Annotated in this window: 31 protein-coding genes; 8 read left to right on the forward strand and 23 right to left on the reverse strand. The window is 72.9% G+C overall.

Annotation, left to right across the window (positions count from 1 at the left end; genetic code table 11):
- Window positions 1–29: 29 nt before the first annotated feature.
- Both ACZ6WH_RS01185 and ACZ6WH_RS01190 read left to right on the forward strand, forming a co-directional pair.
- Window positions 30–587, forward strand: coding sequence for a cysteine hydrolase family protein (locus tag ACZ6WH_RS01185; protein ID WP_432850633.1), 558 nt, complete (start codon window positions 30–32; stop codon window positions 585–587).
- A gap of 81 nt (window positions 588–668) precedes the next feature.
- Window positions 669–1001 (forward strand): plasmid stabilization protein, encoded by a 333-nt coding sequence (locus ACZ6WH_RS01190; protein ID WP_469726201.1) that lies wholly within the window; start codon window positions 669–671, stop codon window positions 999–1001.
- Between the two features lie 13 nt (window positions 1002–1014).
- Here ACZ6WH_RS01190 and ACZ6WH_RS01195 read toward each other — a convergent pair whose 3' ends face one another.
- Genes ACZ6WH_RS01195 through ACZ6WH_RS01220 form a run of 6 tightly spaced genes read right to left on the reverse strand, consistent with a single transcriptional unit; the run spans window position 1015 to window position 7591 of the window.
- Window positions 1015–2400 carry an alpha/beta hydrolase family protein gene (locus tag ACZ6WH_RS01195; RefSeq protein ID WP_469725076.1) on the reverse strand — a complete coding sequence of 462 codons (1386 nt, stop codon included), beginning with the start codon at window positions 2398–2400 and terminating at the stop codon, window positions 1015–1017.
- Window positions 2387–3730 carry an MFS transporter gene (locus tag ACZ6WH_RS01200; protein WP_469725078.1) on the reverse strand — a complete coding sequence of 448 codons (1344 nt, stop codon included), beginning with the start codon at window positions 3728–3730 and terminating at the stop codon, window positions 2387–2389. The genes ACZ6WH_RS01195 and ACZ6WH_RS01200 overlap by 14 nt, the downstream gene beginning before the upstream one ends.
- Window positions 3727–4182 carry a MaoC family dehydratase gene (locus ACZ6WH_RS01205; RefSeq protein WP_469725079.1) on the reverse strand — a complete coding sequence of 152 codons (456 nt, stop codon included), beginning with the start codon at window positions 4180–4182 and terminating at the stop codon, window positions 3727–3729. Before ACZ6WH_RS01205 ends, ACZ6WH_RS01200 begins: the two co-directional genes overlap by 4 nt.
- Window positions 4183–4236: 54 nt before the next feature.
- Window positions 4237–5745 carry an o-succinylbenzoate--CoA ligase gene (gene menE / locus ACZ6WH_RS01210; protein WP_469725080.1) on the reverse strand — a complete coding sequence of 503 codons (1509 nt, stop codon included), beginning with the start codon at window positions 5743–5745 and terminating at the stop codon, window positions 4237–4239.
- Between the two features lie 22 nt (window positions 5746–5767).
- Complete coding sequence (locus ACZ6WH_RS01215; protein ID WP_432864062.1) at window positions 5768–6634, reverse strand: amidohydrolase family protein; 867 nt, start codon at window positions 6632–6634, stop codon at window positions 5768–5770.
- A 21-nt stretch (window positions 6635–6655) separates the two neighbouring features.
- Complete coding sequence (locus ACZ6WH_RS01220; protein ID WP_469725081.1) at window positions 6656–7591, reverse strand: SDR family NAD(P)-dependent oxidoreductase; 936 nt, start codon at window positions 7589–7591, stop codon at window positions 6656–6658.
- A 227-nt stretch (window positions 7592–7818) separates the two neighbouring features.
- Here ACZ6WH_RS01220 and ACZ6WH_RS01225 point away from each other — a divergent pair, with 227 nt between their 5' ends.
- Entirely contained in the window at window positions 7819–8304 is a 486-nt protein-coding gene (locus ACZ6WH_RS01225) for a MarR family winged helix-turn-helix transcriptional regulator (RefSeq protein WP_469725082.1), read from the forward strand.
- A 27-nt stretch (window positions 8305–8331) separates the two neighbouring features.
- On the opposite strand, the gene ACZ6WH_RS01230 is transcribed toward ACZ6WH_RS01225, so the two are convergent.
- Window positions 8332–8859, reverse strand: a complete 528-nt coding sequence (locus ACZ6WH_RS01230; protein ID WP_469725083.1) for a hypothetical protein — start codon at window positions 8857–8859, stop codon at window positions 8332–8334.
- 240 nt (window positions 8860–9099) lie between these two features.
- On the reverse strand, window positions 9100–10791 hold the full coding sequence (locus tag ACZ6WH_RS01235; protein ID WP_469725084.1) for an IclR family transcriptional regulator domain-containing protein: 1692 nt from the start codon (window positions 10789–10791) through the stop codon (window positions 9100–9102).
- Window positions 10792–11028: 237 nt separating this feature from the next.
- Here ACZ6WH_RS01235 and ACZ6WH_RS01240 point away from each other — a divergent pair, with 237 nt between their 5' ends.
- The 4 genes from ACZ6WH_RS01240 to ACZ6WH_RS01255 all read left to right on the forward strand — a co-directional run bounded on the left by ACZ6WH_RS01240 (window position 11029) and on the right by ACZ6WH_RS01255 (window position 14730).
- Window positions 11029–12225, forward strand: coding sequence for a 4-hydroxybenzoate 3-monooxygenase (locus ACZ6WH_RS01240; RefSeq protein ID WP_469725086.1), 1197 nt, complete (start codon window positions 11029–11031; stop codon window positions 12223–12225).
- A 162-nt stretch (window positions 12226–12387) separates the two neighbouring features.
- The gene (locus tag ACZ6WH_RS01245) at window positions 12388–13083 is read left to right on the forward strand and encodes an HAD family hydrolase (RefSeq protein WP_469725087.1); all 696 of its coding nucleotides are present in this window, start codon (window positions 12388–12390) and stop codon (window positions 13081–13083) included.
- Window positions 13084–13171: 88 nt separating this feature from the next.
- Complete coding sequence (locus ACZ6WH_RS01250) at window positions 13172–13471, forward strand: hypothetical protein (RefSeq protein ID WP_469725088.1); 300 nt, start codon at window positions 13172–13174, stop codon at window positions 13469–13471.
- A gap of 26 nt (window positions 13472–13497) precedes the next feature.
- Complete coding sequence (locus ACZ6WH_RS01255) at window positions 13498–14730, forward strand: cytochrome P450 (protein WP_469726203.1); 1233 nt, start codon at window positions 13498–13500, stop codon at window positions 14728–14730.
- A 182-nt stretch (window positions 14731–14912) separates the two neighbouring features.
- Here the strand turns inward: ACZ6WH_RS01255 and ACZ6WH_RS01260 are convergent, their stop codons facing one another.
- The 4 genes from ACZ6WH_RS01260 to ACZ6WH_RS01275 form a co-directional block, all read right to left on the reverse strand.
- Window positions 14913–15239, reverse strand: a complete 327-nt coding sequence (locus tag ACZ6WH_RS01260) for an ATP-dependent DNA ligase (protein WP_469725090.1) — start codon at window positions 15237–15239, stop codon at window positions 14913–14915.
- A gap of 286 nt (window positions 15240–15525) precedes the next feature.
- Complete coding sequence (locus ACZ6WH_RS01265) at window positions 15526–16170, reverse strand: DNA polymerase ligase N-terminal domain-containing protein (RefSeq protein ID WP_469725091.1); 645 nt, start codon at window positions 16168–16170, stop codon at window positions 15526–15528.
- A gap of 85 nt (window positions 16171–16255) precedes the next feature.
- A complete protein-coding gene (locus ACZ6WH_RS01270; RefSeq protein WP_469725093.1) occupies window positions 16256–16672 on the reverse strand; it encodes a VOC family protein in 417 nt (138 codons plus the stop codon).
- Window positions 16673–16901: 229 nt separating this feature from the next.
- Window positions 16902–17342 (reverse strand): SPW repeat protein, encoded by a 441-nt coding sequence (locus ACZ6WH_RS01275; protein ID WP_469725094.1) that lies wholly within the window; start codon window positions 17340–17342, stop codon window positions 16902–16904.
- 227 nt (window positions 17343–17569) lie between these two features.
- Here ACZ6WH_RS01275 and ACZ6WH_RS01280 point away from each other — a divergent pair, with 227 nt between their 5' ends.
- Window positions 17570–18127, forward strand: coding sequence for a hemerythrin domain-containing protein (locus tag ACZ6WH_RS01280; RefSeq protein WP_432850609.1), 558 nt, complete (start codon window positions 17570–17572; stop codon window positions 18125–18127).
- A gap of 151 nt (window positions 18128–18278) precedes the next feature.
- Here the strand turns inward: ACZ6WH_RS01280 and ACZ6WH_RS01285 are convergent, their stop codons facing one another.
- From ACZ6WH_RS01285 to ku, 11 genes are all read right to left on the reverse strand, one after another.
- Entirely contained in the window at window positions 18279–18563 is a 285-nt protein-coding gene (locus ACZ6WH_RS01285; RefSeq protein WP_361562138.1) for a gas vesicle protein K, read from the reverse strand.
- Window positions 18560–18841, reverse strand: a complete 282-nt coding sequence (locus tag ACZ6WH_RS01290; protein ID WP_469725095.1) for a gas vesicle protein — start codon at window positions 18839–18841, stop codon at window positions 18560–18562. Before ACZ6WH_RS01290 ends, ACZ6WH_RS01285 begins: the two co-directional genes overlap by 4 nt.
- Window positions 18838–19707, reverse strand: coding sequence for a GvpL/GvpF family gas vesicle protein (locus tag ACZ6WH_RS01295; protein ID WP_469725096.1), 870 nt, complete (start codon window positions 19705–19707; stop codon window positions 18838–18840). The genes ACZ6WH_RS01290 and ACZ6WH_RS01295 overlap by 4 nt, the downstream gene beginning before the upstream one ends.
- Window positions 19704–20057, reverse strand: coding sequence for a gas vesicle protein (locus tag ACZ6WH_RS01300; RefSeq protein ID WP_469725097.1), 354 nt, complete (start codon window positions 20055–20057; stop codon window positions 19704–19706). Before ACZ6WH_RS01300 ends, ACZ6WH_RS01295 begins: the two co-directional genes overlap by 4 nt.
- An 11-nt stretch (window positions 20058–20068) precedes the next feature.
- The gene (locus tag ACZ6WH_RS01305) at window positions 20069–21211 is read right to left on the reverse strand and encodes an SRPBCC family protein (RefSeq protein ID WP_469725098.1); all 1143 of its coding nucleotides are present in this window, start codon (window positions 21209–21211) and stop codon (window positions 20069–20071) included.
- Window positions 21204–21884 carry a DNA primase gene (locus tag ACZ6WH_RS01310; RefSeq protein ID WP_469725099.1) on the reverse strand — a complete coding sequence of 227 codons (681 nt, stop codon included), beginning with the start codon at window positions 21882–21884 and terminating at the stop codon, window positions 21204–21206. Before ACZ6WH_RS01310 ends, ACZ6WH_RS01305 begins: the two co-directional genes overlap by 8 nt.
- A gap of 1 nt (window position 21885) precedes the next feature.
- On the reverse strand, window positions 21886–22200 hold the full coding sequence (locus ACZ6WH_RS01315) for a gas vesicle protein GvpG (RefSeq protein ID WP_469725101.1): 315 nt from the start codon (window positions 22198–22200) through the stop codon (window positions 21886–21888).
- Window positions 22200–22979: a GvpL/GvpF family gas vesicle protein gene (locus ACZ6WH_RS01320; RefSeq protein ID WP_469725102.1), complete on the reverse strand. Its 780-nt coding sequence runs from the start codon at window positions 22977–22979 to the stop codon at window positions 22200–22202. The genes ACZ6WH_RS01315 and ACZ6WH_RS01320 overlap by 1 nt, the downstream gene beginning before the upstream one ends.
- The gene (locus ACZ6WH_RS01325; protein ID WP_432850593.1) at window positions 22979–23437 is read right to left on the reverse strand and encodes a gas vesicle structural protein GvpA; all 459 of its coding nucleotides are present in this window, start codon (window positions 23435–23437) and stop codon (window positions 22979–22981) included. The genes ACZ6WH_RS01320 and ACZ6WH_RS01325 overlap by 1 nt, the downstream gene beginning before the upstream one ends.
- A 1-nt stretch (window position 23438) precedes the next feature.
- Complete coding sequence (locus ACZ6WH_RS01330; protein WP_469725103.1) at window positions 23439–23738, reverse strand: gas vesicle protein GvpO; 300 nt, start codon at window positions 23736–23738, stop codon at window positions 23439–23441.
- A gap of 231 nt (window positions 23739–23969) precedes the next feature.
- Window positions 23970–24986, reverse strand: a complete 1017-nt coding sequence (gene ku / locus ACZ6WH_RS01335; protein WP_469725104.1) for a non-homologous end joining protein Ku — start codon at window positions 24984–24986, stop codon at window positions 23970–23972.
- Window positions 24987–25022: the final 36 nt, after the last annotated feature.

Consider the following 25022-nt stretch of genomic DNA (forward strand, 5'->3'; position numbering starts at 1 on the left):
AGCGCGGCCCACCGGTCAACCCTGAAGGGGTGAGTACTACCGCCCTGATCGTCATCGACATGATCAATACCTACGACCACGAGGACGCGGAACTGCTGCTGCCGTCGGTGCGCAAGGCGCTGCCCGCGGTGGTCCGCCTCATCGACCGGGCCCGCGAGGACGGCGTACCGGTGATCTACGCCAACGACAACTTCGGGGAATGGCGCTCGCACCACGGCGAGATGCTGGAGACGGCGCTCGCCGGGCCGCACGCGGAGCTGGTGGACCCCGTCCGCCCCGACGACTCCTCGCTGTTCATCGTCAAGGCCCGGCACTCGATCTTCTTCGAGACCCCGATGACCTATCTGCTGTCGCAGCTGGGCATCGACCACGTGGTGCTGTGCGGCCAGGTCACCGAGCAGTGCGTGCTGTACTCGGCGCTGGACGCGCACATCCGGCACCTGAAGGTCACCGTCCCGCACGACGCCGTGGCACACATCCACCCGGACCTCGCCGACGCGGCGCTGCAGATGATGGAGCGCAACATGAACACGCATCTGTGCACGGTCGACACGCTGGACTGGGAGGCGGCGGCGCGGCGTGATTGACCGCCGAGGCGCCGGGCACCCGGGGCGGGAAAAAGCCGAGCGGAACGCGAGGCGCGTTCCGCGGGAGGAAGGGAGCGCATGATGCCCAGCGGCTCCAGCGCCAAGCGCGAACGGCAGTACGAGCACATCAAGGAAGGCGCCGAGAAGCGGGGCTCTTCCACCGGCCGGGCGAAGGAGATCGCCGCGCGCACGGTCAACAAGGAACGGGCGCGCTCCGGCGAGGCGAAGAGCGCGAGCAAGGAGTCCATCCGGGACCCGAAGTCCGCGCCCGAGCGGGGCGGCCGGCGAGCGGGCAAGGGCACGGGGCCGAAGGGCCCGACCAAGGACCAGCTCTACGCCGAGGCCAGGCGGCGGAACATCGACGGCCGCTCCTCGATGACCAAGGACGAACTGGCCGAGGCGCTCGGCCGCTGACCGCCCGCGCCGCCTACCGGCCGTCGCCCGGGTGCGCCAGGTCGTACGGGCGCGGATAGGGCCCCGGGCGGAAGGCGAGGTAGCGCGCCGCCGTCGTCGGGTCGGACCGCCGCGCCTCCGCGTTGAGCGCGCCAGGCGCGGTGTCGCCCCACCGTCCGGTGCCGGCCCTGCGGTCGACCGTGTGCAGCGCGGCGAGCTGCTCGGCGGGGGTGAACGTGCAGTGCCCCGCGTTGTCGACGAACCCCTGGCGCAGCATCCCGCCGGCCCCGGCAGCGGTGACGGCACGGCGGTGCGCCGAGGTCACCTGGACGGGGACCAGCGGGTCGCCGGTGGTGTGCACGTCCAGCTGCGGGGTGCGCAGCCTGCCGGTGAAGGCGATGTTGCGCGTCATGTAGCGGACGGCCGCGGGGTCGGCCTTGATGCGGGGCGCGCCCGCGAGCGTCCGCAGGTCCTCGTCCAGCGACAGTCCGGCCGCCGCGTACAGCGCCTCGACCTCCGCGTACCCGGCCGACCGGCGCAGCATCGCGGTGTAGTCCACGCCGGTGTTCCACGCCATGTTCCCGCCCGCCCGCTGCTCGGCTTCCTGGCGGCGCCGGAAGGCGGCGTCCACCAGCATCGTGCTGACGGCCCGGTACTGGTTGGCCTGCTGCGCCTCGTAGTCGTCCGGTGCGGGCCGGTCCTGCTTCGGGTCGTTCCAGCCGGGGATGTTGTGCAGGGCGGCGGCCAGGGCGATGCGGGCCCGGCCGGCGGCGCTTTCCTGGGCCCGGGAGAGGACGGTGCCGAGGCGGCCCGCGGCCCGGTCCGCCGCGTCGGCGTCGGCGAAGCCGGTCAGCGGGATGCCGGAGCCGGGTGCCAGCAGCGTCTTCAGCGCGAAGGCCGGGTCGAGGGTGGAGTTCCAGTTGGCGACGCCGCCCTGGACGAGGCCGCAGAGGGACAGTGAGCCGTCGATGCGGCCGGGGTGCCGCTCGGCGATCGCGGTGGTGACCAGGCCGCCGTAGGACTCGCCCCAGGCGAGTGTGCGGCGGGCCGGTCCCACCCGGCCGGCGAAGGCGTCGAGGGTGGCGACCTGGTCGGGCACGGCCTGCTCCACCGCCCAGCCGGTGCCGGCGTACGAGGAACCGGCGAGCGCGTACCCCTCCTCCAGCAGCAGCTTCTTCGTGGCGTCGTCGGAGGCGTCCACGGCTTCGTTCGGGGCGCCCGCCGGCCGGTACCCGTGGCTGAACAGCAGCAGGGTGCCGTTCCAGCGGGCCGGGGTGTCGATGACGTACGTGGCACCGGAGGGCAGTGCGCCTTCGAGGTGGCGGGGTCCGGCCGGCGCGGCGGTCGCGGGCGGCACCGCGGCGGTGAGGAGCAGCGCGGCGACGGCCGCGACGATCCCCGCCCGGTTACTTGCTCTCATTGACGGGTTCCTTCCGGTCGGAACGGTTCTCCTGGTGCTGCCCGGCGCCGAATGGGTCGTGGCTGGTCTCCCTGACCCGCCACACGGTGAGCGCGGTGACGGCGGCGCCCGCGGTCAGCAGCAGGGCGACGGGCGTGCTGCTCCCGTACGCGGTGAGCAGGCTGCCGGCGATCAGCGGGGAGAAGCCGGCGCCGAGCAGGGTCGCGGTCTGGTAGCCGAGCGAGGCGCCGGTGTAGCGGACCCGGGTGCCGAACATCTCGGTGAGCAGCGCGCCCAGCGGCCCGTACATGGTGGACTGGGCGACGCCGTGCCCGAGGACGAGCGCGAGGATCAGCAGCCCGGGGCGGCCGGTGTCGACCAGCGCGAACACCGGGAACGCGGTGGCGGCCGAGAGGACCGCGCCGGCCAGCACGACCGGCCGCCGCCCGAACCGGTCGGACAGCGCCCCGGCGGCCGGCAGCACGAGCAGGGCCGTGCAGGAGGCGAGGGTGACGCCGGTGAGGACCTGGGTGCGGGAGAAACCGTGGCCGACGGCGTAGGACACCATGAAGCTGGTCAGCAGCGACTGGGCGGTGAACGCCCCGATGCCGGCGCCCGCCGCCATCAGTACGGCGCGCGGTCTGCGTACCACGTCGAGCAGCGGCAGCCGGGCCGGCGCCCGCTCCTCCTTCAGCGCGCGGAACAGCGGGCTCTCGGTGACCTTCAGCCGTACGTACAGGCCCGCGAAGAGCAGGACCAGGCTGAGCAGGAACGGTACGCGCCAGCCCCAGGCGCGGAACTGCGCGTCGGGCAGGGCGGCGACGAGGGTGACCACGGCGGTGGACAGGACGGTGCCGAGCGGCGCGCCCAGCTGGGTGAGGCTGGTCCAGCGGCCGCGCGGCCTCCCGCCCGCGTGCTCGGCGACCATCAGCGTCGCCCCGCCCCACTCGCCGCCGATGGCGATGCCCTGCACCACGCGTAGCAGCACCAGCAGGACCGGCGCCCACACGCCGATCGCGTCGTAGGTCGGCAGCAGCCCGATGAGAAAGCTGCCGACGCCCATCAGCACCATCGTCGCGAGCATCATCGACTTGCGGCCGAGCCGGTCGCCGAAGTGGCCGAAGACGATGCCGCCGAGCGGCCGGGCGACGTACCCGGCGGCGAAGGTGCCGAACGCCGCGACGGTGCCGGCGGCGGGATCGGCGGCGGGGAAGAACAGGTCGCCGAAGACGAGCGCGGCGACCGTTCCGTAGACCAGGAAGTCGTAGAACTCCACGGCCGTGCCGAGCAGGCCGGAGAGCGCGACCCGTCTCAGCTGCCGGGCGTCCGTGGCATCGCGCACGGCGGTCATCCGTAGAAGCGGGAGAGGCTGCGCAGGACGCAGGCGGGCTTGGTGCCGTCCTCGATCTCCACCGTGCCATCCACCGCGATCTGCACTCCGCCCTTGACCTCGTCGACCGAGGCGAGCGCGGCGGCCAGCCGGATCCGGGAGCCCACCGTCACGGGGGAGGGGAAACGGACCTTGTCCAGGCCGTAGTTGACCTTGGTGGTGACGCCCCGCACGTCGAGCAGTTCCGTGAAGAGCGGTATGAACAGCGAGAGCGTCAGGTAGCCGTGCGCGATCGGCGCGCCGAACGGGCCCTGCGCCGCCTTCTCGGGGTCGGTGTGGATCCACTGGTGGTCGCCGGTGGCGGCGGCGAAGGTGTCGATGCGGTCCTGGGTGACCTCGGTCCAGTCGCTGGTGCCCAGGTCGCTGCCGGCGAGCTTCTTCAGTTCGTCGAGGCCGTTGACGGTGACGGTCATGAGAGTTCTCCCTGAGTGGTGAGGTGCTGTTTTCCGCGCATGCGTGACGATGCGTCAGCCGAGGTCGCCGTACAGCGCGCGGACGCGGGGCTTGAGGAGCTTCCCGGAGGCGGTGCGCGGCAGTTCGTCCGCCACCACGAGCGACTTGGGGATCTTGTACTTGGCCAGCCGGCCGGTGAGCGAGGCGAGCACCTCGGCGGGGTCCGGGGCGCAGCCGTCCCGGGCCACGACCACGGCGCGCGGCACCTCGCCCCACCGCTCGTCCGGTACGCCGATGACGGCGCACTCCGCGATGGCGGGATGGGCGAGCAGAGCGCCCTCGACCTCGGCCGGATAGATGTTCTCGCCGCCCGAGATGATCATGTCCTTGAGGCGGTCGACGACGGTGACATAGCCGTCCGCGTCGACCCGGGCGGCGTCCCCGGTGCGGAACCAGCCGTCGGCGAGGGCCGCCGCGCTCTCCTCCGGCAGGCCCCAGTAGCCGGCCATCACGTTCGGGCCGCGCACCAGCACCTCGCCGGGCTCGCCGACGCCGGCGGGGGAGAGGTCGGGACGGACGACCCGTACGTCGGTGAAGAAGTGCGGCACCCCGGCCGAGCCCGCCTTGCGCACGGCGTGCTCGCCGTCCAGGAACAGCGCGCCGGGCGCGGCCTCGGTCATGCCGTAGCCCTGCTGGAAGGTGAGCCCGCGCTCCTGATAGGCGGCGATCAGCGGCGCGGAGACCGGGGAGCCGCCGCAGGTGAGGATGCGCAGTGAGGAGAGGTCGGCGGCCGGCCAGCGAGGGCTGCGCGCGATCCGCTCGAACATGGTGGGCACGCCGAACATGAAGGTGATCCGGTGCTCGGCGATCAGGTCGAGGGTGGCGTCCGGGGCGAAGGACTCCACCAGGACGCAGGTGCCGCCCTTGAGCAGCACCGGCAGGGTGAGCATGTTCAGCCCGGCGGTGTGGAACAGCGGCGCGGAGACCAGTGCCACCTCGTCCGCCGTGAGGTCGGTGTCGACCAGCACGTTGACGGCGTTCCAGGTGAGGTTGGCGTGGGTGAGCATCGCGCCCTTGGGGCGGCCCGTGGTGCCGGAGGTGTACATGATGATGCACACGTCGTCGCCGGAGACCGGTTCGTCGAGCGGCCCGTCCGCGGCCCCCGCGAGCAACTCCTCGTATTTCGGCCCCACTTCGAGGTACGTGCGGACCGGCCCCGCCGGGTCCCGGAGCGCGTCGACGAGGCCGGCCTGCTCGGGGGTGTGGACCAGGGTGGCGGCGCCGGAGTCGGCCAGCTGGTAGGCGAGTTCGGGCCCGGCCAGTCGGGTGTTGAGCGGGACGAACACGGCGCCCAGCGCGCCGGCGGCGAAGAACGTCTCCAGGAAGGACGGGTGGTTGGGGCCGAGATAGGCGATCCGGTCGCCGCGCCGGACGCCGGTGGCGCGCAGCGCGCGGGCCAGCCGGGTGGTGCGGTCGTGCAGCTCCGCGTAGGTGGTCGCCGCGCCCTCGTGGCGGACGGCGATACGGTGCGGGGTCTTGCGGGCCCGGCGGGCGGGCCACGACCCCAGTCCCTCGTTGCGCACAGCGGCTCTCCTTGCGGTGGGGTCAGGCGAGCCCGAGCAGCCGGGCGGCGTTCTCCTTGAGGATCTTGGGCCGGACGGCTTCCTTGATTTCCAGCTTCTCGAAGTCCGCGAGCCAGCGGTCCGGCGTGAGCACGGGGTAGTCGGAGCCGAACAGCACCTTGTCCTTGAGCAGGGTGTTGGCGTACTGCACGAGCTGCGGCGGGAAGTACTTCGGCGACCAGCCCGACAGATCGATGTGCACCCCGGGCTTGTGCGTGGCGACGGCCAGCGCCTCGTCCTGCCAGGGGAACGACGGATGGGCCAGGATGATCTTCAGGTGCGGGAAGTCGGCGGCCACGTCGTCGACGTGCAGCGGGTTGGAGTACTTCAGCCGGATCCCGCCGCCGCCGGGCACGCCCGCGCCGATCCCGGTCTGCCCGGTGTGGAAGAGGGCGATGGCGCCGGTCTCCTCGATGACCTCGTACAGCTCGTACGCCAGCCGGTCGTTGGGGAAGAACGCCTGGATGCTCGGGTGGAACTTGAAGCCGCGTACGCCGTACTGCTCCACCAGCCGCCGGGCCTGCTTCACGGCCGCCCTGCCGCGGTGCGGGTCGAGCGAGGCGAACGGGATCAGCACGTCGGCGTTGTCGGCGGCGGCCTCGGCGACCTCCTCGTTGGGCACCGGAGCGGTGCCGGTCGCGGACTCGGCGTCCACGGTGAAGACGACGGCCGCCATCCGCCGCTCGCGGTAGTACGCGGCCATCTCCGGCAGTGTCGGCCTGCGGTTGCCCTCGACCTTGAAGTACGCGCTGGAGGCGTCGGCCAGCCCCTCGTCCAGGGAGGCCCGTCCCTTGCTGGACACCTCGGCGTGCGTGTGCACGTCGATGGCCACCAGCTCGTCCACGTTCATCGCAGGGGTCGTCGTCATGGCTCAGGCCTCCGCGATCACGGGGGCGGGGATGCCCACGGACTGCGGTTCGCGGCCCACGGACGTGTGCCAGGCCGCCGCGACGGTCTCCGGGCGCCAGCCCCCGTCCGCGTACGCCACCGCCACCTCCTGCGGGTGCGACCACAACGCGAGCCTGTCGCCGCCGATGCCGACACACTGGCCGGTGACGTCCTGCGCGGCGTCCGAGGCGAGGAACGGCACCAGCGCGGCGCAGTCCTCGGCGGTGCCGAACCCCTCGCCCTTGCGCAGGAAGTCCGGCAGCGGCTCGCCGCGCCGCATCGCCTCGATGTACGGCGCGAACGCCGGGATGGTCTCCGTCATCGCCGTCGCCGCGACGGGCACGATCGCATTCACCGTGATGCCCGCTCGTGCCAGCTCCATCGACCAGGTACGGGTCATGGCGGCGATGCCGGCCTTCGCGGCGGCGTAGTTGGTCTGGCCGAAGTTGCCGCGCTGCCCGGCGGGGGAGCCGACCAGGATCAGCCGGCCGCCGCCGCCCTGCTCCCGCATCCGTACGGCGGCGGCCCGGGCGCATGTGAAGGTGCCCCTCAGGTGCGTGGTCAGCACCTCGTCGAAGTCGTCGTCGGTCATCTTCCACAGCACCCGGTCGCGCAGGATGCCCGCGTTGGTGACCATCACGTCGAGGCGGCCGAACTCCTCGACGGCGCGGGCCACCAGCCGGTCAGCGGCCTCCGCCGTGCCGACGGCGGCGGCCTCGGCGACGGCCCGGCCGCCGGCCTCCGTGATGCTCTTCGCGGCCTCCTCGGCCACGGCCTCGTCGAGGTCGTTGACGACGACGGAGGCGCCGGCGGCGGCGAGCGCCGCGGCGTACGCGAAGCCCAGGCCGCGGCCGGAACCGGTCACGACGGCGACCTTGCCGGTGAGGTCGAGGGGGTCGGGGGAAGCGGGTCCGGGCATGGCGAAGTCCTCTCAACAGGCATGCGAAGTACGGGTGTTGGCGTCAGGGGTGAAGGGCGGTCCGGCTGCCGGTTCGGTCGGCGGCCCCGCCGTGATCGAAGCTAAGACCAATCATTGTTGACGTCAATGGTTGTTCTCGTAATCAAAAATGCGGCATGCTGGGTCCGCTGGTGAGATGGAGAACCGGAAAGACCGCCCCGCACCGGGGGCACGGAACAGGGAGCGCCATGACCGCCCAGGGAACGCCCACCGCGCAGGCCAGGCCCGTCGACGCCGACGAGCCGTGGATGCGGGGGCTGCACGCCGACACCGGATACCTGCTCTACCGGCTCGGCCTGCGCTCGGGGCAGCTCTTCAACGCCGCCCTCCAGGAATCGGGCCTCCGGCTGCGTCACTACGCGGTGCTGCGGTACCTCGCCACGGTCGAGGGCGCGCCGCAGCGGGAGCTGAGCGAACGGCTCGGCTACGACCCGAGCGCCATCGTCGGCCTCGTCGACGACCTCGAACGCCTGCACCTCGTGGAGCGCCGCCCGGCCCCCGCCGACCGGCGCCGCCGCATCGTCGTGCTGGCCGACGCGGGACGTACGTACCTCCGTGACACCGACGAGGCCAGCCACCGCGTCACCGACGAACTGACCGGCCCCCTCACCCCCGAGGAATCCGCGACGCTGCACGCACTGCTGCTGCGGGTCGCGCAGACGGGCGACGCGTAGCCCCGGGGGCGGTCTGCCTGTGGTGCCCTAGGGCACGAACTTCAGCGTGGCGGGGCCCTCCTGCGACGTCACTCCGGCGCCGGAGCAGGCGGTCGGGTCCAGCGCGGGCAGGACCACTACGCGGGTGGCCTTGCTGCCCGCTCCCAGGCCGCTCGTGACCTCACCCACCGAGGTGACCGTGGTGATTCCGGTGCCTGCGCGCACGACGTTGGTGACCTTGAACGCCACGGTACTGGTCTTGCCGTTCCTCCACCCGTACTCGATCACGTCGGTCCGGCCCGGCTGCGCGGTCACCAGGCAGCTGGCCTTCTCCTCGAACGACGCTGTGCCGTCACCACCGTTGATGCCGCCCGGCGCCGGGGCGCATGTGTCGTAGCTCTCCGCGATCGTGGCGGTGAGGGTCTGCTCCTTGTTGGTCATTGCGGGGCTGTACGAGGCGGTCTGTTTGCCCTCGCAGCTGAGAAGAGTCGGGGCGGCGTGAGCGGAGGGAGTCAGGAACAGGGTCCCGGTGGTCATACCGAGCAGTGCTGCCGTACAGCGCGCGAACTTGCGCATGAACCCATCCTTGTGTCGGTCGGTCGGCTTTCCCGGAACGACGAGCACAGCCAACCCAAGCGACACCGGAGGGGCCGGACAACACAGCACCGTACGGCCGCACCGTGAACCGGCCAGCTGCACGGCACTGTCCGTGCACCACACGCACCAACGCACTGGCCGGCAAGGCAGCGGCCCGATCGGTCACTTCTGCGAGGCGACTGAGATCCCCTCACTCACACCAGTGAACCGGTGTGCGGCTCAGGCCGTGGGAACGCGGGTGAAGCGCCCCGCGATGTGCAGGTCCGCCTCGATGCCGGCCACGGCGGCCCGCAGCTCGGGCAGGACGTCCGTGAGGCACTCCTCGGTGCTGCGCCGGACGGTGTGCATCGCGACGTTCACCGCCGCCACCACCTCGCCCGCACCGTTGTGTACCGGCACCGCGAGCGACCGCAGGCCCTCCTCCAGCTCCTCCTCCACCAGTGCGCAGCCCTGGTCGGCGACCCGGTCGAGGAGCGCGGCGAGTTCGGCGGGGCCGGTGACCGTGTGCGGGGTCAGTGGCCGCAGTCCGGTGCGGGCGAGCCGTGCGTGCCGCTCGGCGGGCGGCAGGCCGGCCAGCATCACCCGGCCCAGTGCGGTGGCGTACGCGGGCAGCCGGGTGCCGGTGGTGATGTTCACGCTCATCACGCGGGTGGTGGCGACCCGTGCCGTGTACTGGATGTCGTCCCCCGCGAGCACGGCCAGCGACGCGGAGTCGTGTACGCGCGCGGCGAGCGTGGCGAGGTGCGGTGCCGCGATCCGGGGGAGCGTGGTGCGGGAGAGCGGGGGGTAGCCGAGCGCCAGCACGCGCGGGGTGAGCCGGAAGGCGCGCCCTTCGGAGGCCACGTACCCCAGGTGCTCCAGGGTGATCAGGGCGCGGCGGGCGGTGGCCCGCGCCAGGCCGGTCGCCTCGGCGGCCGCGGACAGTGTCAGTTCGGCCCGGCCTTCGCCGAACGCCGTCAGCACGGTCAGGCCGCGGGCCAGCGACTCGATGAACTCCCGCCCCAGCTCCTGCTTGGAGGCGGCGGTCCAGGCCGCGAGCGGCGCGGGCGACGGGACGTCCGCCTCCCGCGGCGCCTCCTGTGCCCGGACCAGCTCCCGCTCCATCGCGGTCACCGTCTCGCGCAGCCGGGGCAGCAGTGTGTCGCGCAGGGAGGCCGCACTGTGCCGACTGGTGTGGCTCACCACGCTCGCGGCGCAGGCGACCGAGCCGTCCGGGGCGCGCACCGGCACGGCCAGCGCGACCAGTCCGGGCTCGATCAGCTGGTCGTCCAGCGCCCAGCCCCGCGCACGCGCCTGCCGGGCGCGTTCCTCGAAGCCGTCGCCGTATGCCGCGGCCCGGACGGCGTCGTACGGCGGTACCGCCGGGAAGCCGCGGTGCTCCGGATCGGCGGCCCGGCGCTCCCGCCAGCGTGCCCACTCCTCCTCGGACCATCCGGCGGCGAACAGCGAGCCCGGTGCGGTGCGCTCGGCGGGCAGCAGGTCGCCGATGCGGAAGCTCAGGGACATCGCGCGGCGCCGGGTCGCCTGGTGGAGGAAGCGGATGCCGTCCCGGTCGGGCACCGCGAGCGACACCGACTCGTCCAGCGCGTCGGCCAGCGCGTCGGCGTGCCCGCCGAGCAGGCCGGGCAGCCGCAGCGCGGCGAGGTAGGCGTTGCCCAGCTCCATGACGCGCGGGGTGAGCACGGCGTCCCGGCCGTCCAGCCGTACGTAGCCCATCCGCGCCAGGGTCGCGGTCACCCGGTCGACGGTGGAACGGGCGAGGCCGGTGGCGCGCTCCAGCTCGCTCGGGCTCAGTGTGCCGTCGGCCTCGGTGAGCCGGCGCAGCACGGAGACGCCGCGCATCAGCGGCGTGACGGCCTCGGCCGGCACCTCGTCGGTGGCGGCGGGCGGCGTGGTGTCGGTCGGTGGCATCGGCTCTCCGTCGCGGTCTGTGCAGGACACCGTAAGGAATGCGGGCGGCCGCCCGCACCGCGGGTCCGCGGCGCGGTGGCCCCGGTCCGTTGCCGGCGAACCGTTGACAGGCGGCGGCGCCGCGCGCAAACTCTGCGGAACGTCAGTGAATAATACTTCACCACGCGAACATCCTGCACAAGCCCGCTTCCTGGGACGACGGAGAGCGGGCCCGTCCTCGACGACGAGGAGAGACGTATGCACACCACCGTCGGGATCATCGGCGGCGGCCCCGCCGGCCTGCTGCTCGCCCGCCTGCTGCACACCGCCGGCATCGACAGCGTCCTGCTGGAGCGCCGCGACCGCCAGTACGTGGAGCAGCGCCAGCGCGCCGGAATCCTGGAACAGGCCACCGTGGACGCCCTCCGGGCGTGCGGTGCCGGGGCCCGGCTGGACGCCGAGGGCATGGTCCACGACGGGATCGAGCTGCGCTTCGACCGGCGCGCCCACCGCCTCGACTTCCCCGCGCTCACCGACGGCCGGCGGGTGACGGTGTACGCACAGACCGAGGTCGTCAAGGACCTGATCGCGCTCCAGCTCGCCGAGGGCGGCCCGCTGCTCTTCGAGGCCGAGGTGCACGCGGTCGACGGCGCCGACACCGGCCGGCCGTCGATCCGCTACACCCACGAGGGCAAGGAACAGACCCTCACCTGCGACTACGTCGTCGGCTGCGACGGCTTCCACGGCGTCGCCCGCAATGCCGTACCGGAACGCCTGCGCACCACGTACGAGCGCGTCTATCCGTACTCCTGGCTCGGCATCCTCGCCGACGCACCGCCCGCCGCCGACGAGCTGATCTACGCCCACTCCGACCGCGGCTTCGCCCTCGCCAGCATGCGCTCCCCGTCCGTCAGCCGGCTCTACCTCCAGGTCCCCAACGGCACCGACCCCGCCGACTGGTCCGACGACCGGATCTGGGACGAGCTGGACGCCCGCTTCGCCCTCGCCGCCGACCCCGGCCGGCGCCTCGAGCGGGGCCCGATCACCAGCAAATCCGTCCTGCCGATGCGCAGCCACGTCACCGAGCCGATGGCGTACGGCCGGGTCCTGCTGGCCGGCGACGCCGCCCACATCGTGCCGCCCACCGGCGCCAAGGGCCTCAACCTCGCCGCCGCCGACGTCATCGTCCTGGCCCGCGCCCTGACCCACTGGCGCACCACCGGCGCCACCGACCTGCTGGACTCCTACTCCGACACCTGCCTGTGCCGCGTCTGGCGCGCCGAGCACTTCTCCTTCTTCATGACCACGACGTTGCACACCGCCCCCGACCAGTCCCCCTTCGAGACCCGCCTGCAGCTCTCCCAGCTCGACCGCATCGCCACCTCCCCGCACGCCGCGGCCGAGCTGGCCGAGAACTACACGGGCCTGCCGCTCCCCACGGCCGCCACGGCCTGAGCCGACCCCGACGGCCGGCGGGCTGCCCGCACCACCGTGCGCCCGACGGCCGCGCCCGGCCTCACCCGTTCGGACGGCGGCGGTCGGCGGTGGTGCGGGGGCGTGGTCACGCTGTGACGGGTACGCGGGTACTCCGCAGCCCCCGGACGGAAAGGCACAGCCATGGCACGCGCGGCACTCTTCGACGTGGACGGCACGCTCGCGGACACCAACCATTTGCACGTCACGGCCTGGTGGGAGGCGTTCCGGCAGCGTGGGCACCAGGTGCCGATGACCACCATCCACCACGCGCTCGGGCGCCCGTCGAACGACCTGATCGGCCACGTGCTGGGGGAGGACCGGGACACCGGCCAGGACGCGGACATCAGCGCCGCGCACAAGACGCTGTACGGGACGTACTTCGACCGGCTGCCCGCGCTGCCGGGCGCCGGCGACCTGCTGCGCGCCCTCGCCCGGCGCGGCTGGCACAACATCCTGGTCACCTCGGCGGGCGGCTACGAGCTGGGCGCGCTGCGCCGTGCCATCGAGGCCGACGACGCCATCACCGACACCGCGAGCGCCGACGACGTGAAGGAGGGCAAGCCCGCACCCGAGCCCGTGGAGTACGCCAGGGAGCTGGCCGGGGTGACCGCAGGGCAGGCGGTGTTCGTGGGGGACTCGGTCTACGACATGCAGGCCGCGACCCGGGCCGGGGTCCGGGCCGTCGCCCTGCTGTGCGGCGGGATCCCGCGCGCCGACCTGGAGGAGGCCGGCGCCGCCGAGGTGTACGCCGACCCGGCGGAGCTGCTGGACCGGCTCGGCGACAGCCTCTTCGCCGAGGTGGCGGACGAGGAGGGAGCCGGGCGGAGCGCCCCGTGATGCCGGATATGACGTGTCCCACCATCATGAATCGAGGCCCCGCGCGGAGGGCACCCGGACGGTCCCCGCACGGAAGGAACGGAGTGTGATGACCCGGAAGAACGAGCAGCACGAGAACGGCCACAGCGCGGCGAAGGGCGCGGGCCGGGGCGACGGCCGGGACCGCGACACCGCGGCGAAGGAGGTGCTGGCCGAGTTCGAGGACGCCGAGACCCGAGTGGCGGAGCCCGAGGAACGGCGGCACGTCGTCGGCGAGAGCGGCGACCCCCTGACCACCAGCCTGGCCGCGCAGGAGTCCGTCGACGAGGACGAGCGCGCCGAGGCCGGCACCCGGCGCGACCCGCATCGGTCCCGGCACGCCGGGCCGCCGCGCGCGGACGAGGACTGAGCGCGGTGGCGGTGGTCCCGTCCGCGCTGTCCGACAGCACCCTCCCGCTCCTGGTGGAGGGGTACGCCTGGCTGCCCGACCGGCGGCGCCGCAACGGCGGCGCGCCGGTCCGCACCCGGCTGCTGGGCAGGCCGGCGATCGCCCTGCACGGCCCCGACGCCGTGCGGTTCTTCTACGACGAGAGCCACATCCGCCGGCGCGACGCACTGCCGGGCCCGGTCCTCGACACACTCTTCGGCCGCGGCGCCGTGCACACGCTCGACGGCGAGCGGCACCGCGTACGCAAGGCCCTCTTCGTGCACCTGCTCAAGGACCGGGAGAGCATCGCCGACCTGACCGAGCGCGCGACCGCCGAATGGGAGCGCGCCCGCGCCGACTGGGCCGGCCGGTCACAGGTCGTCCTCTTCGACGCGTTCGCGCTGCTCCTCACCCGTACCGTCTGCGGTTGGGCAGGCCTCCCGCTCGACGACGAGGAGGCCCGGGAGACCGCGGACGACCTGGTCGCCATGGTGGACGGCTTCGCGACACCGGGGCCGCGCCACTGGCGGGCCCGGCGCGCCCGCCGCCGCCAGGAGGAGCGGCTGGCCCGCCGCATCGAGGACGTCCGGCGCGGCGGCCCCGGCCACACCGAGCAGGGCGCCCCGGCCGGCGCGGCGCTGACGGAGGTGGCCCGGCACCACGAGGCCGACGGCGCCCCGCTGGACCCGCACACGGCCGCCGTGGAGATCCTCAACATCATCCGGCCGACCGTCGCGGTCGCCTGGTTCCTGACCTTCGCCGCGCACGCGCTGCACCGCCGGCCCGAGCAGGGCGCGCCGCTCGCCAAGGGCGACACCGGGTACGCCGGCGCCTTCGCCCACGAGGTACGCCGCTTCTACCCCTTCGTGCCGTTCCTCGGCGGGCTCGCGGCCCGCGACCTGGAGTGGCGGGGCGAGCCCGTCGCGGCCGGCACGATGGTGCTGCTCGACGTCTACGGCCACCTGCACGACCCCGAGCTGTGGCCGAGCCCGTACACCTTCGACCCGACGCGCTTCACGGACGCGGAGCCGGGGCGCGACGACCTCATCCCGCAGGGCGGCGGCGAGGTCTCCGGCGGTCACCGCTGTCCGGGCGAGGACATCGTGCTCGCTCTCCTCCGGACACTCGTCCCCCTGCTGGCCCGGCTGGAGTACCGGGTGCCGCGCCAGGACCTGAGCATTCCGCTGCACCGCGTGCCGACCAGGGTGAACAGCGGCTTCGTCGTCACCGACGTGCACTGAGCGGTCCGCGCGCACGCGGGCGGCCCGGCCTCCCGCCGGACCGCCCGCCCTCGCCCGCCCGGACTCACGCCGCCCGGGGCCGGTGAAGCCGCCGATGACGAACTCCTGGCCGCGGGTGCACTTCAGCTTGAGCCAGTCGCCGGAGCGGCGCGGCACGTACGGCCCGTCGGCCCGCTTGGCGATCAGCCCCTCCCACCCCCGCTCGCAGGCGTCGGCCAGCTCCTCCGGGCCGCCCTGGTTGCGGTGCGGGTGAAGCGCAGCGGGGAGACGAAGCTCAGGGTGCGGCGGAGCAGTGACTTGCGGGTGCGCAGCGGCAGCCGGGTGCGGTCCTGGCCGTCCAGCCGCAGCCGGGTGCGGTCCTGGCCGTCCAGCCGCAGCAGGTCGAAGACGTAGTACGTGACCGCCACCGAACTGGCGCGGGCCTGCGCGCGGTCGGTGATGCCCATCCGCTGCTGGAGGCGGGAGAACTCGGTGCGGCCGCCGGAGAACGCGACGACCTCGCCGTCCACGGCGAAGTCCCGGCAGTCCTGGGCGGCCAGCGCGTCGACGATTTCCGGGTACGTGCCTCCATGGAGCGACCAGTCCGGGACAGCAGCTTCGCGCGGTCCCCGTCGCGTACGGCCAGCGCCCGTACGCCGTCGAGCTTGCGTTCGAAGATCCAGTCCCGGTCGAAGTCCCGGAGGTCGGAGAGGACCGCGAGCATGGGGTGGGCTGCCAGCTCCTCGCCCGGAGGCGCGGCCGCCAGCAGCCGCCGTTGCGCGCCGGGCAGCGACTCCAGCGGTTCTCCCGCCACGGTCAGCTCTTCCCGTCCGCTTCGGTGCCCTCGTCGGCCGCGACCTGCTTGAGCGTCCGGCCGCTCCGTGCCGACCTGGCGCGGCGCGGGTCCGGGGCGCCGCGCCGCCCGGCCCGCTCGTCGTTCTCCTTCACCAGCAGCCAGGACTCCCGGCCCTCGGACTCGGCCGTGCGGAAGCGGGTCAGCGCGTACCCGCCGTGCAGCTTCTCGCCGTCCATCCAGAACGTCACGTGCCCGTGCTCCAGCCGCTCGGCGAAGGTGGCGTCGCGGTCCTTGCGCTTCTTCGGCGGCAGCGGGCGGTACGTCCCCCGGTCCCACACGATGACCGTGCCGCCGCCGTACTCGTCCTGCGGGATCACCCCTTCGAACTCCCGGTACTCCATCGGGTGGTCCTCCGTGGGCATGGCCAGCCGCTTGTCGTGCGGGTCGGTGGACGGGCCCTTCGGCACCGACCAGGACTTCAGGACGCCGTCCACCTCCAGCCGGAAGTCGAAGTGCATCGTGGAGGCGTCGTGGATCTGCACGACGAAGACCGGATCTGCGCCGTCGGCGGACGGCGCGCCGGCGTCCTGCTGCCCCTGCGGCTCACGGGTCCGCTCGAAGTCGCGCTTGCTCCGGTACGTCCCGAGGTCTCGCTCGCTCTGCACGCCAACCCCTTCCCTGCCGGTGCCCGCTGTGGTCACTCTCGCTCACGGGCGCGTACGGCGCATGCGGGAGCGGCGGGCCGGGCGGTCACGCTGAGCGCAGGGTGAAGGGGTGGCCCGCGGGGTCCCGGAAGGTCCGCAGCTCGTCGGTGCCCTCGCTGCGCGGGGAGTCCATGGGGCTGCCGCCGTAGTCGATCACCTGGCGCTCCACGTCGTCCATGCGGTCCTTGGGCACCGTCAGGTGCAGATGGGCCTGCTGGGAGTCGTCGGGCCGGGGCCAGGAGGACGGCGCCGCGCCGTGGTCCCGCCGGAACGCCATCAGAGTGCCGTTCCTGCTGGTGATCTCGATGAGCTCGACGCCCAGCTCGGCCGGCAGGTCGGCGCCGAGGAGCTTGGCGTAGAACTCCGCGACCGGTTCGGGCTCCGCGCAGTCCAGCACCAGTACCGCGGCGTCCACGTGGACGGGGGGTTCCTGGAAGGGGCCGGCGCCCGGGTTCTCTGTCATCACCTGTGTCTCCCGTTCCGGAGCCGTCCGGCGGTGCCGCCCGCCGGAGTGGGCCGCCCGGCCGTCGCCGGGTGGTGCCGGTCCGGGTATCCGCGTGCCGCGGCTTCATGCACCGGGCGGGGCGGGAGCGAGGCCGGGAGAACCGTGCGTCGGCCGGTCCGCGCGCGGACCGGCCGACCTGTCCGGTGTTCGGCTGTCGAGGTGCTTCCTTTCCTTGTTCCGCCCTCCGCTACGACCGCTTGCCGACTTTCGCGGCCGCGCCCGCACAGGTCATCCCGAGCAGCACGGTGAGGGCGCCGACGATGACGTTGTTCCAGATGACCCCCGCGTCGGGGCTGCTGCCGACGATCCACGGCGAGAGGATCAGCCACACGCCGATGGCGGACATGGCCCAGCTCATGCCGTACATCCGCTCCGGCGTGACGGTGAATCCGAGTGCCAGCAGGCCGAGCGCGATGCCCAGGATGAGGTTGTGGGCCACGAGGGCCGGCTGGTTCGCGGTGAAGTGGAGTGTCCACGGCGAGATGGCGCAGTACAGGCCGATGAGGAAGACCGGTCCGTCCACGAGCGCCACGTCGCGACCGCCGAGCATGCGGGCGTACCGGTCCCGCATCTCGGGAACATCAGGGTGACTGGCGATATCGCCTCTGGTGTGTGAGACGTCTGCCATCAGACTCGTCTCCTTCGATCTCTTCTCTGCGGCCCTGTCTCCTGAAGTGGCAAGCGCCGCTACGGCTATCTTGCGCTTATTTCGCCCTTATGTGTAGCGGAGAGCGGTAGACGCGGTTCCGGGCCGTCCACGGCCCCGCGGTGCGGCCGGTTCCGGCCGTCTCGGGCGCCGGGGCAGGGGTACTCGCCCGCCGTCCCGCACGACGAGACGAGAGGGGCCCGCACGACATGGCCGAGAAGCAGAAGAACGTCGTGGAGCTGCTCGAACAGCAGCACCAGCAGATCCGCCGCCTCCTGGACGACGTCGTGAACAGCAAGGGCGAGGACCGCAAGGCCGCCTTCCACCGCGTCGTACGCCTGCTGGCGGTGCACGAGACGGCGGAGGAAGAGGTCGTCCACCCCTACGTCCGCGATCACATCGAGGGCGGCGAGAAGGTGATCGGCGAACGGCTGGCGGAAGAGAAGCGCGCCAAGGAGATGCTCAGCAGGCTGGAGGACATGGACACCGAGTCCCAGGAGTTCCTCGACCTCTTCAAGGAGCTCAGGACAGCCGTGCTGGAGCACGCCAAGGCGGAGGAGAAGAGCGAGTTCACCCACCTGCGCGCGGTTTCCGACCAGCGTGCGATGAGGGGGCTGGCCAAGGCGGTCGAGGCCGCCGAGGCAGTGGCGCCGACCCACCCGCACCCGGGCACCGAGTCCGGGCTGAAGGCCGCGGTCACCAGTCCGGTGGCGGCGGTGGTGGACCGCACCAAGGACGCGATTCGCGCCGCCATGGGGAAGCACTGACCGGCCGGTCCTCCGTAACGACCGGTGAACCGGGCCGGTGAACCACAGACGGCCCCGCCACCTGGGCGGGGCCGTCGGCCCGTGGCGCCGGGACCCGGCACGCCGGGCGCCACGGAGCTTTCCCGTCACCGGTCTCTCACCGGTGCGCCTCCTACCGGTCCTCCTCCCGCGGCAGCAGCGAGCCGAGCGGGCCCAGGTCGAGGTTCAGCTCGTCGCGCCCCACGTCGTACCGCGTGCACAGCTCGTCCATCCGGCGCTCCAGCAGCATCAGCGTCATGCCGATGCGCTCCTCCTGGTCGTCGGAGAGGTCGCCCTGGTCGACACGGCGCAGCGCCTGCCGCTCCATGAGCTGATGCAGCAGCTCGACGACGGTCAGCACGAGCCGTACGAGATCCCGCTCGACGCTCTCCTCGTCCAGCTCCACCCGCCTGCTCACGGCCGCACCGCCTCCTCGACCCGTACCGTGGCGGCGGCCCGCGCGCGGCCCGTCACCCGGGGCGGATCCGACCCGGCCGGCTCCTCAGGGGCGAGCCCGGCGAACGGCGACGGCACGTTCTCGTTGACCGAGCTGATCAGGGCCCGCAGGTCCACCCGCACCAGGTCCACGTCGGCGATGCGCAGGGTCAGGTCCCCGGCGATCACCACGCCCCCGGCCAGCAGCCGGTCCAGCAGATCGATCAGGGCCACGGGAGTGCTGGGGGAGGGGGTGCTCATGGTGCCTCCTCCGGCAGATCGGTGAAGGAGTACGGCGCCCACGGACCCGTCAGCTCGATCCGCAGGGCGGGGGAGCGGGCCGCCAGCTCCCCGACCCGCTCGGCGAACTCCCCGGCCTGCTCGCGGCGGACCAGGTAGGCGCCGTTCAGGAGGTTCGCGCCGCGGGTCACGGCGGCGCGGGTCCCGGCGGGCGCGTGGCCGTCGGCATCGGCCGCGCCGGACGCGGCGACGGCCTCGGCCAGCCGCGGGTCCTGCGGGCGGTGCAGCCGGCTCTCCTCCGCGGCCTGCGTCAGCGTGTCGTGCACCGCCCGCGCCAGCCCGTCGGACTCCTGCCGTGCGGTGTCCCGGACCTTCCGGTCGCGCAGCCGCCGCCGCAGGAAATCCCGGCCGGACTCCGCGCCGGCCGCCGGCCGCGCGGCGGACTCGTGGCCCGCCGCCGGCCGGGAGTCCTCCGAGGCGCGGGCGTACGCCTTCACGCCCCACTCCAGCCGGCCGTCCAGCCGCGCCAGCAGCAGTTCGAACCGCTCCGCGTTCGCGGCCAGCACGGCCCGGACGGAGTCCTCGTCGTGGTACACCGTGACCAGCCGCAGCGGCAGCACGCCGACCTCCGCCGCGGTCTCGTCCACGACCCGGCGGTGCGCCCGCGCGGTGGATTCCAGCCACGCCAGGTCCTCCAGGCGTTCGCGGACCTGCGGCTGGTCGAACTCGGCCGCGGGCACCGTGGAGACCAGCGCCGCCAGCGGCCCCTCGGCCACGGTGTGCACGGGCGCGTCCCCGATGCCGAGCAGGCCGCCGGGCGGCCGCGCGCCGCTCCGGAGAACGGCGTAGGCGTACATCAGCCCGCCGTTGTCGTGAGGCGTGGTCACGGTGCCTCTTCCTTTCCGTCCTCCAGGGCGTCCCGCCGGCCCTCCAGGGCGGCGATGCGTTCGCGCAGCTCGGCGTTCTCCCGGGCCAGTTCCCGCTGCTCCCGGTCCTCCCGGTCCAGCTCTCGGCGGCGGGCGCCGGCCGACAGCGACGGGTCGTCCCGCCACCAGTCGATGCCCATCTCTTCGGCACGTTCCACCGACGCCACGATCAGCCGCAGCTTGATGGTCAGGAGTTCGATGTCGAGCAGGTTGATGCGGATGTCACCGACGATCACCACGCCCCGGTCCAGGACGCGTTCGAGGATGTCGGCCAGGTTGGCGCCGCCGGCGCCGGTTGCGGGATACGACATGGGGCGCGTGCTCACCTCACCCGTTCCGGCTCGGGCTCGTCCTCGTACTCCTCGGCCTCGGCCTCGGCGTCAGCATCCTCAGCGTCGGCGTCCTCGTCCTCGTACGCCTCCGGCTCCTCGTCGGCGTACTCCTCCTCGTCGCCGGCTTCCTCGTCGCCGAACTCCTCGTCGTCGTAGGCCTCTTCCGGCTCCTCCAGGTCCTCGGAGTCCTCCGGGGCGTCCTGGTCCGCCGGTTCCGCGGGCGCGTCCTGCTCGTCCCGCTCGTCCGCTGCCGCGTCGGGCGACTCCGGCTCCTGTTCCTCCTCGCGGTCCACCGCGTCCTCGTGGGACTCGACGACCTCACCGTCGCGGATCTCCCCGCGCCAGCTGCCGGTCGGCTCGCCGCGCAGCATCACGAAGCGGCGGAAGTGCTTCAGGTCCAGCCGCGCCCGCCGCCCCTGCGCGCGCCAGAGATTGCCGGTCCGCTCGAAGAGGCCCTTCGGGTAGTACTCGATGACCAGCAGGACGCGGGTCAGCTCCGGCGCCAGCTCGTGGAAGGTGACGACCCCCTTGAGGGACGCCTTCGCCCCCTGCGCCGTCCAGGCGATGCGCCGGTCCGGCAGCTGCTCGGTGACGCTCGCCTGCCAGCTGCGGGTGGACCAGAAGACCTTGGCGCGCCAGTTGGACGTGGTGTCGTCGGTGCGGTCCACGTTCTGCACGCCCTTGGCGAAGGAGCTGAACTCCTGGAACTGCGTCCACTGGTCGTACGCGGTGCGCACCGGCACCCCGACGTCCGTGTCCTCGACGACGGTGACGAACTTGCCCTGTCCGGTGCCCGTCCGGGTGCCGCCGCCCACCTTCCGCAGCGTCTCCTTGATGCGCTCCTTCGCGCCGGTCGCACCGGCGCCGACGGCCGCCCGCAACGGCCCCTCGCCCTCGGCGAGGCGACGGCCGCCGTCCAGCACCATCCGGCCGAGGCCGGGGCCGTTGCCCTCGGCCATGTCCTGCAGCCGGGTGGTGGCGGAGCCCAGCTTCCTGCCGCCGGCGATCAGCAGCCGCTGGGCCTGGGCCGCGGCGAACGCGGCGGCCTCCTCCTTGAGCCGGTCGGTCGCCGGGCCGTTGACGATGGTGTCCTTCAGTTGAGTGGCGGTGCCACCGCCCTTGTCGTCAGCCATCGCTGCGCTCCCGGCTCCGGCCGGAAGACGACCGGGTACCGCCCGTCGTCCGGGTGCCGGCCTTGCCACCAGACCCGGTGCCCGTCCTGGTCCCGGACCTGCCCGTGGCCTTGGTGCCGGACCTGCTCACGGCCTTCGTACCGCCCTTCGCCGCGGCCCGCGCGGGGCGCCGGGCAGCGGTCGCCTTGCCGGCGGCCTGCTTGCGCGGCTTGCGCGGCGTGCGGTTCCCGGCCGGTGTGCGCTCCTCCTCCGGCTCGTCGCCCCCGGCTTCGCCGTCCGCCGTGCGGTCCGCGTCCTCGGGCTCCCGGTCCGGTGCCTGCTCGGCGTCGTCGTCCCGCTGCTGCGGGAGCGTGCCGCCGGCGATCCGGTCCTGGACGCCGAGGGTGCGTTCGTGGAGGCTGCTCGCCAGCCCGTCGATGCGGCGGTTGACGAACGCGCCCGCCGCCGCGCGGCCCACGCCGCTCAGGTCGTTCCGCAACTGGTCGCGCAGCTCCGAGAGTTGCGGGTCAGCCTTGAGCCGTTCGTCGACCAGGCTCAGCAGCCGCTGCGGATCAAGTTGCAGTCGCCGTCCCAGGACCATGCCGCCGACGCTGAGCGCGAGTTTCATCTTCTTCGTGCGGCCCAGTGCGTATCCTCCGGCGACGGCCAATGCCAGTGCCGCCCGGTTGTTCATCTCACCCGTCTCCTCGTATTTCCCGTTGGCCGTGTGATGCCTGTCCTTGCGATGTCCGTTGTGCCGGTGCCGGTCCTCGCGGTGCCTGTCCCCGTGCCACCGCGAGCCGGTCCAGCAGCTCGTCCTCACGCCGGTCGAACTCGGCCTCGTCGATCAGGCCGTCGTCCAACTGCCGTGCCAGCGCCCGGAGTTCCTTCTGAACGACCTGCGGGTCGTAGTACTGCCGCTCCGCCTCCGCCACGACCTGGCGCAGCACCCACGCGGTGCCGCGCACGGGGGCGGCGGGCAGCAGCAGCAATTCCTTGAGCAGACCCATCAGCCCCGGCCCGACCCTTCCGGAGTCCGCTCCCGAAGCTCCCCGCCCGCGGCCGAGTGGGCCGGGCGGACGAAGCTGTACGGCGGGAGCGGGCCGTTCACCAGCAGCTCCAGGTGCGGCTGCGCCTCGGCGAGCCGGTGTGCCGCCTCGGCGAAGGACGCGGTGTCCGAGCGCGGCAGCAGGAAGGAGAGGTTGACCAGCCAGCCCGAGCCCTCGGGGCCGGGCGCCGACTGCTCCGCCAGGGGTGTCAGCGTGTGTTCGACCGTGTGGGCGTCGCGCACCTCGCGGGCCCGTACGCCGTTGGCCACCAGCTCGCCCAGCCGTACCCGCTCGGGGTAGCTGCCGCCGCCGGCGGACTGGAGGGCCTCCGTGAGGCGGCGGACCTCCGGCTCGTCGTCGACGACGAGCCGCAGCACGGCTTCCTCGCGATGCGCCGCCTTGACGTTGAACTCCACGCGGCCGGCCAGCTCGGCCAGCTGCGTCTTGTAGTGCTCGGTGTGTTCGCCGAGCGCCCCGCGCACCGCGTCGTCGTCCGTCGAGAGCGAGCCGAAGCGCAGCGGCAGCACCGCCCCCGTGCTGCCCATCTCGGTCAGGACGTGCTGGTGGGCCAGCAGATCGCGGCGCTTGGGGCGCAGCCCGTCGGGGCAGTCGCTGACCACGGCGGCCAGCTCGCCGGCCCGCACGATGCGCACCGGGCGGGGCGGGTCACCGACGCCCAGCACCTGCTGCTCGGGCGTGGGGTGTTCGGCGTGCGCTATGCCGTAGACGTACGTGGTCATCAGCTCTCCTCCTTCTTGCGGGAGCTGGTGGTGCGCCGGGTGCGGCGCGGGGCTTCCTCGCCGTCCGGCGCGGACGATCCGTTCCGTCCGCCGGCCGCTTCCCGGCCCTGGCCGATGGCGTCGGCGAAGGTCTCCGCGGCGCCGGAGAGGGCGCCCTTGCTCTTGCCGCGGGCCCCGGATTCGGTGATCTCGCCGACCAGGCCGGGGAGGCCGGGGTCCTTCTTCGGCCCGGACTCCAGGTCGAGCCGGTTGCAGGCCTCGGCGAAGCGGAGGTACGTGTCCACACTCGCGACCACGACACGTACGTCGATCTTGAGGATTTCGATGCCGACCAGGGAGACACGCACAAAGGCGTCGATCACCAGGCCGCGGTCCAGTACGAGTTCGAGGACGTCGTACAGGCCGCTGGAGCCGCCTCCTCCCCGGCCGTTCTCCTGCTGAGCGGGAACCACGGTCATGTCACTGGTGTCCTTTCGCTCGTTCGTAACGGCCGACGCGCCGGTACCCCGTGAGCTGGCCCTCGTGGTCCAGGACCAGCTCGTAGAGCGCCATGAGACTCATCGTGTCGGGCACCCTGGCCAGCTCCAGCACCTCCGCCTCCAGCAGCCAGCCGTCCTCGGTCCTCTCGAACCGGGTGACGGTCTCCGGCTGGAGTCCGGTGAGTTCGGCGAGCTGGGCTCGTGCCGCGCGCATCAGCTCGGGCAGTGCCGGGGGCTTCTTGGCGGCCCGCCGGTCGCCTTCGTCCGGTGTGTTCGTCATGAGGCCACCCCGATCGGGGTTCTCCGTCCGGGAGCCTCCGCAGGGAAGTCCATGAGGCACCGGGTACCGCCCCGGGACGAAAGGAAACCCGTCGGTCTCGGGTTCCGCCCCGTGTCTCCCGGGTGACGCCCGGTCGCCGATCCTGCCGGGCGGCCCGATGACGGGGTGAGGCCTGTCGGCCGGCGTGCCGGGTGTTCCGGCCGAAGCGCCGTCAGTAAAGGTGATGTACCGTCAGGAGGCTTTACTACGGCGGGAGTTCTTCGAGCCGCTGCCGGAGAGGGCCTCGATCAGTTCGTCCCGGCTCATCGATGAGCGGCCGGATACGCCGGCGTCGGTGGCCCGCCGGTACAGCTCCGTCCTGGTGAGTCCGTCGAGGCCGTCCCGGCCGGACCCCCGGCCCCGGTCGGACTTCCGTGTCCCCCCGGATTTCGCCTTTCCCCCGGTTTTCGCCTTCCCACCGGACTTCCGGCGGTCCTTCGCGCGGTCCACGCTGGCCTGGAGGGCCTCGCGCAGGTCGATGACGTTGGTCGGCTCCGGAGCGGGCTCGGCCTTGTCCACCGACTCGCCGGTACGTTTGGCCTCGATGAGCCGGCGCACCTTCTCCTGGTACGTGTCCCGGTACTCCGCCGGATCCCACTCGACGGTCAGCGCGTCGACCAGCGCCACCGCGGTGTCCAGCTCCTTCTTGTCGGGCTTGGTGCGCCCCGGCAGCGTCGGCAGCTCCTCGTGCGGGTCGCGCACCTCGTCGGCCCAGTGCAGCGTGTGCAGGGCCAGGATGTCGTCCTCGGCCTTCACGGCGACGAGGTACTCGCGGTTGCGCATCACGAAGGTGGCGATGCCCGCCTTGTTCGCCCGCGCCAGCGCCTCCCGCAGCAGGCCGTAGACCTTGGCGTACTCCTTGCTCTTGGGCGCGAGGTAGTACGTCTTGTCGAAGTAGATCGGCTCCACCGCGTCGAGGTCGACGAAGCCGGAGATCTCCAGCGACTTGGACCGGCCCGGCGCGATCTCGTCCAGCTCCTCCGGCTCGACGAGCACGTACTCGTCCCCGGCGTCCCAGCCCTTGACGATGTCGTCGTACCGGACTTCCTTGCCGGTGCGTTCGTTGACGCGTTTGTTGCGCACCCGGTCGGAGGTGCCGCGCTCCAGCTGGTGGAAGTGGACCGTGTGGCTCTCCGTCGCGGTCACCAGCTGCACCGGCAGGGCGACCAGCCCGAACGAGAGCGCACCGGACCAGACCGCGTGTGCCACGTACCGCCACCTCCTCCGCCCCATCGCACCCCGTAC

The sequence above is a fragment of the Streptomyces sp. NPDC050806 genome (assembly GCF_055586425.1).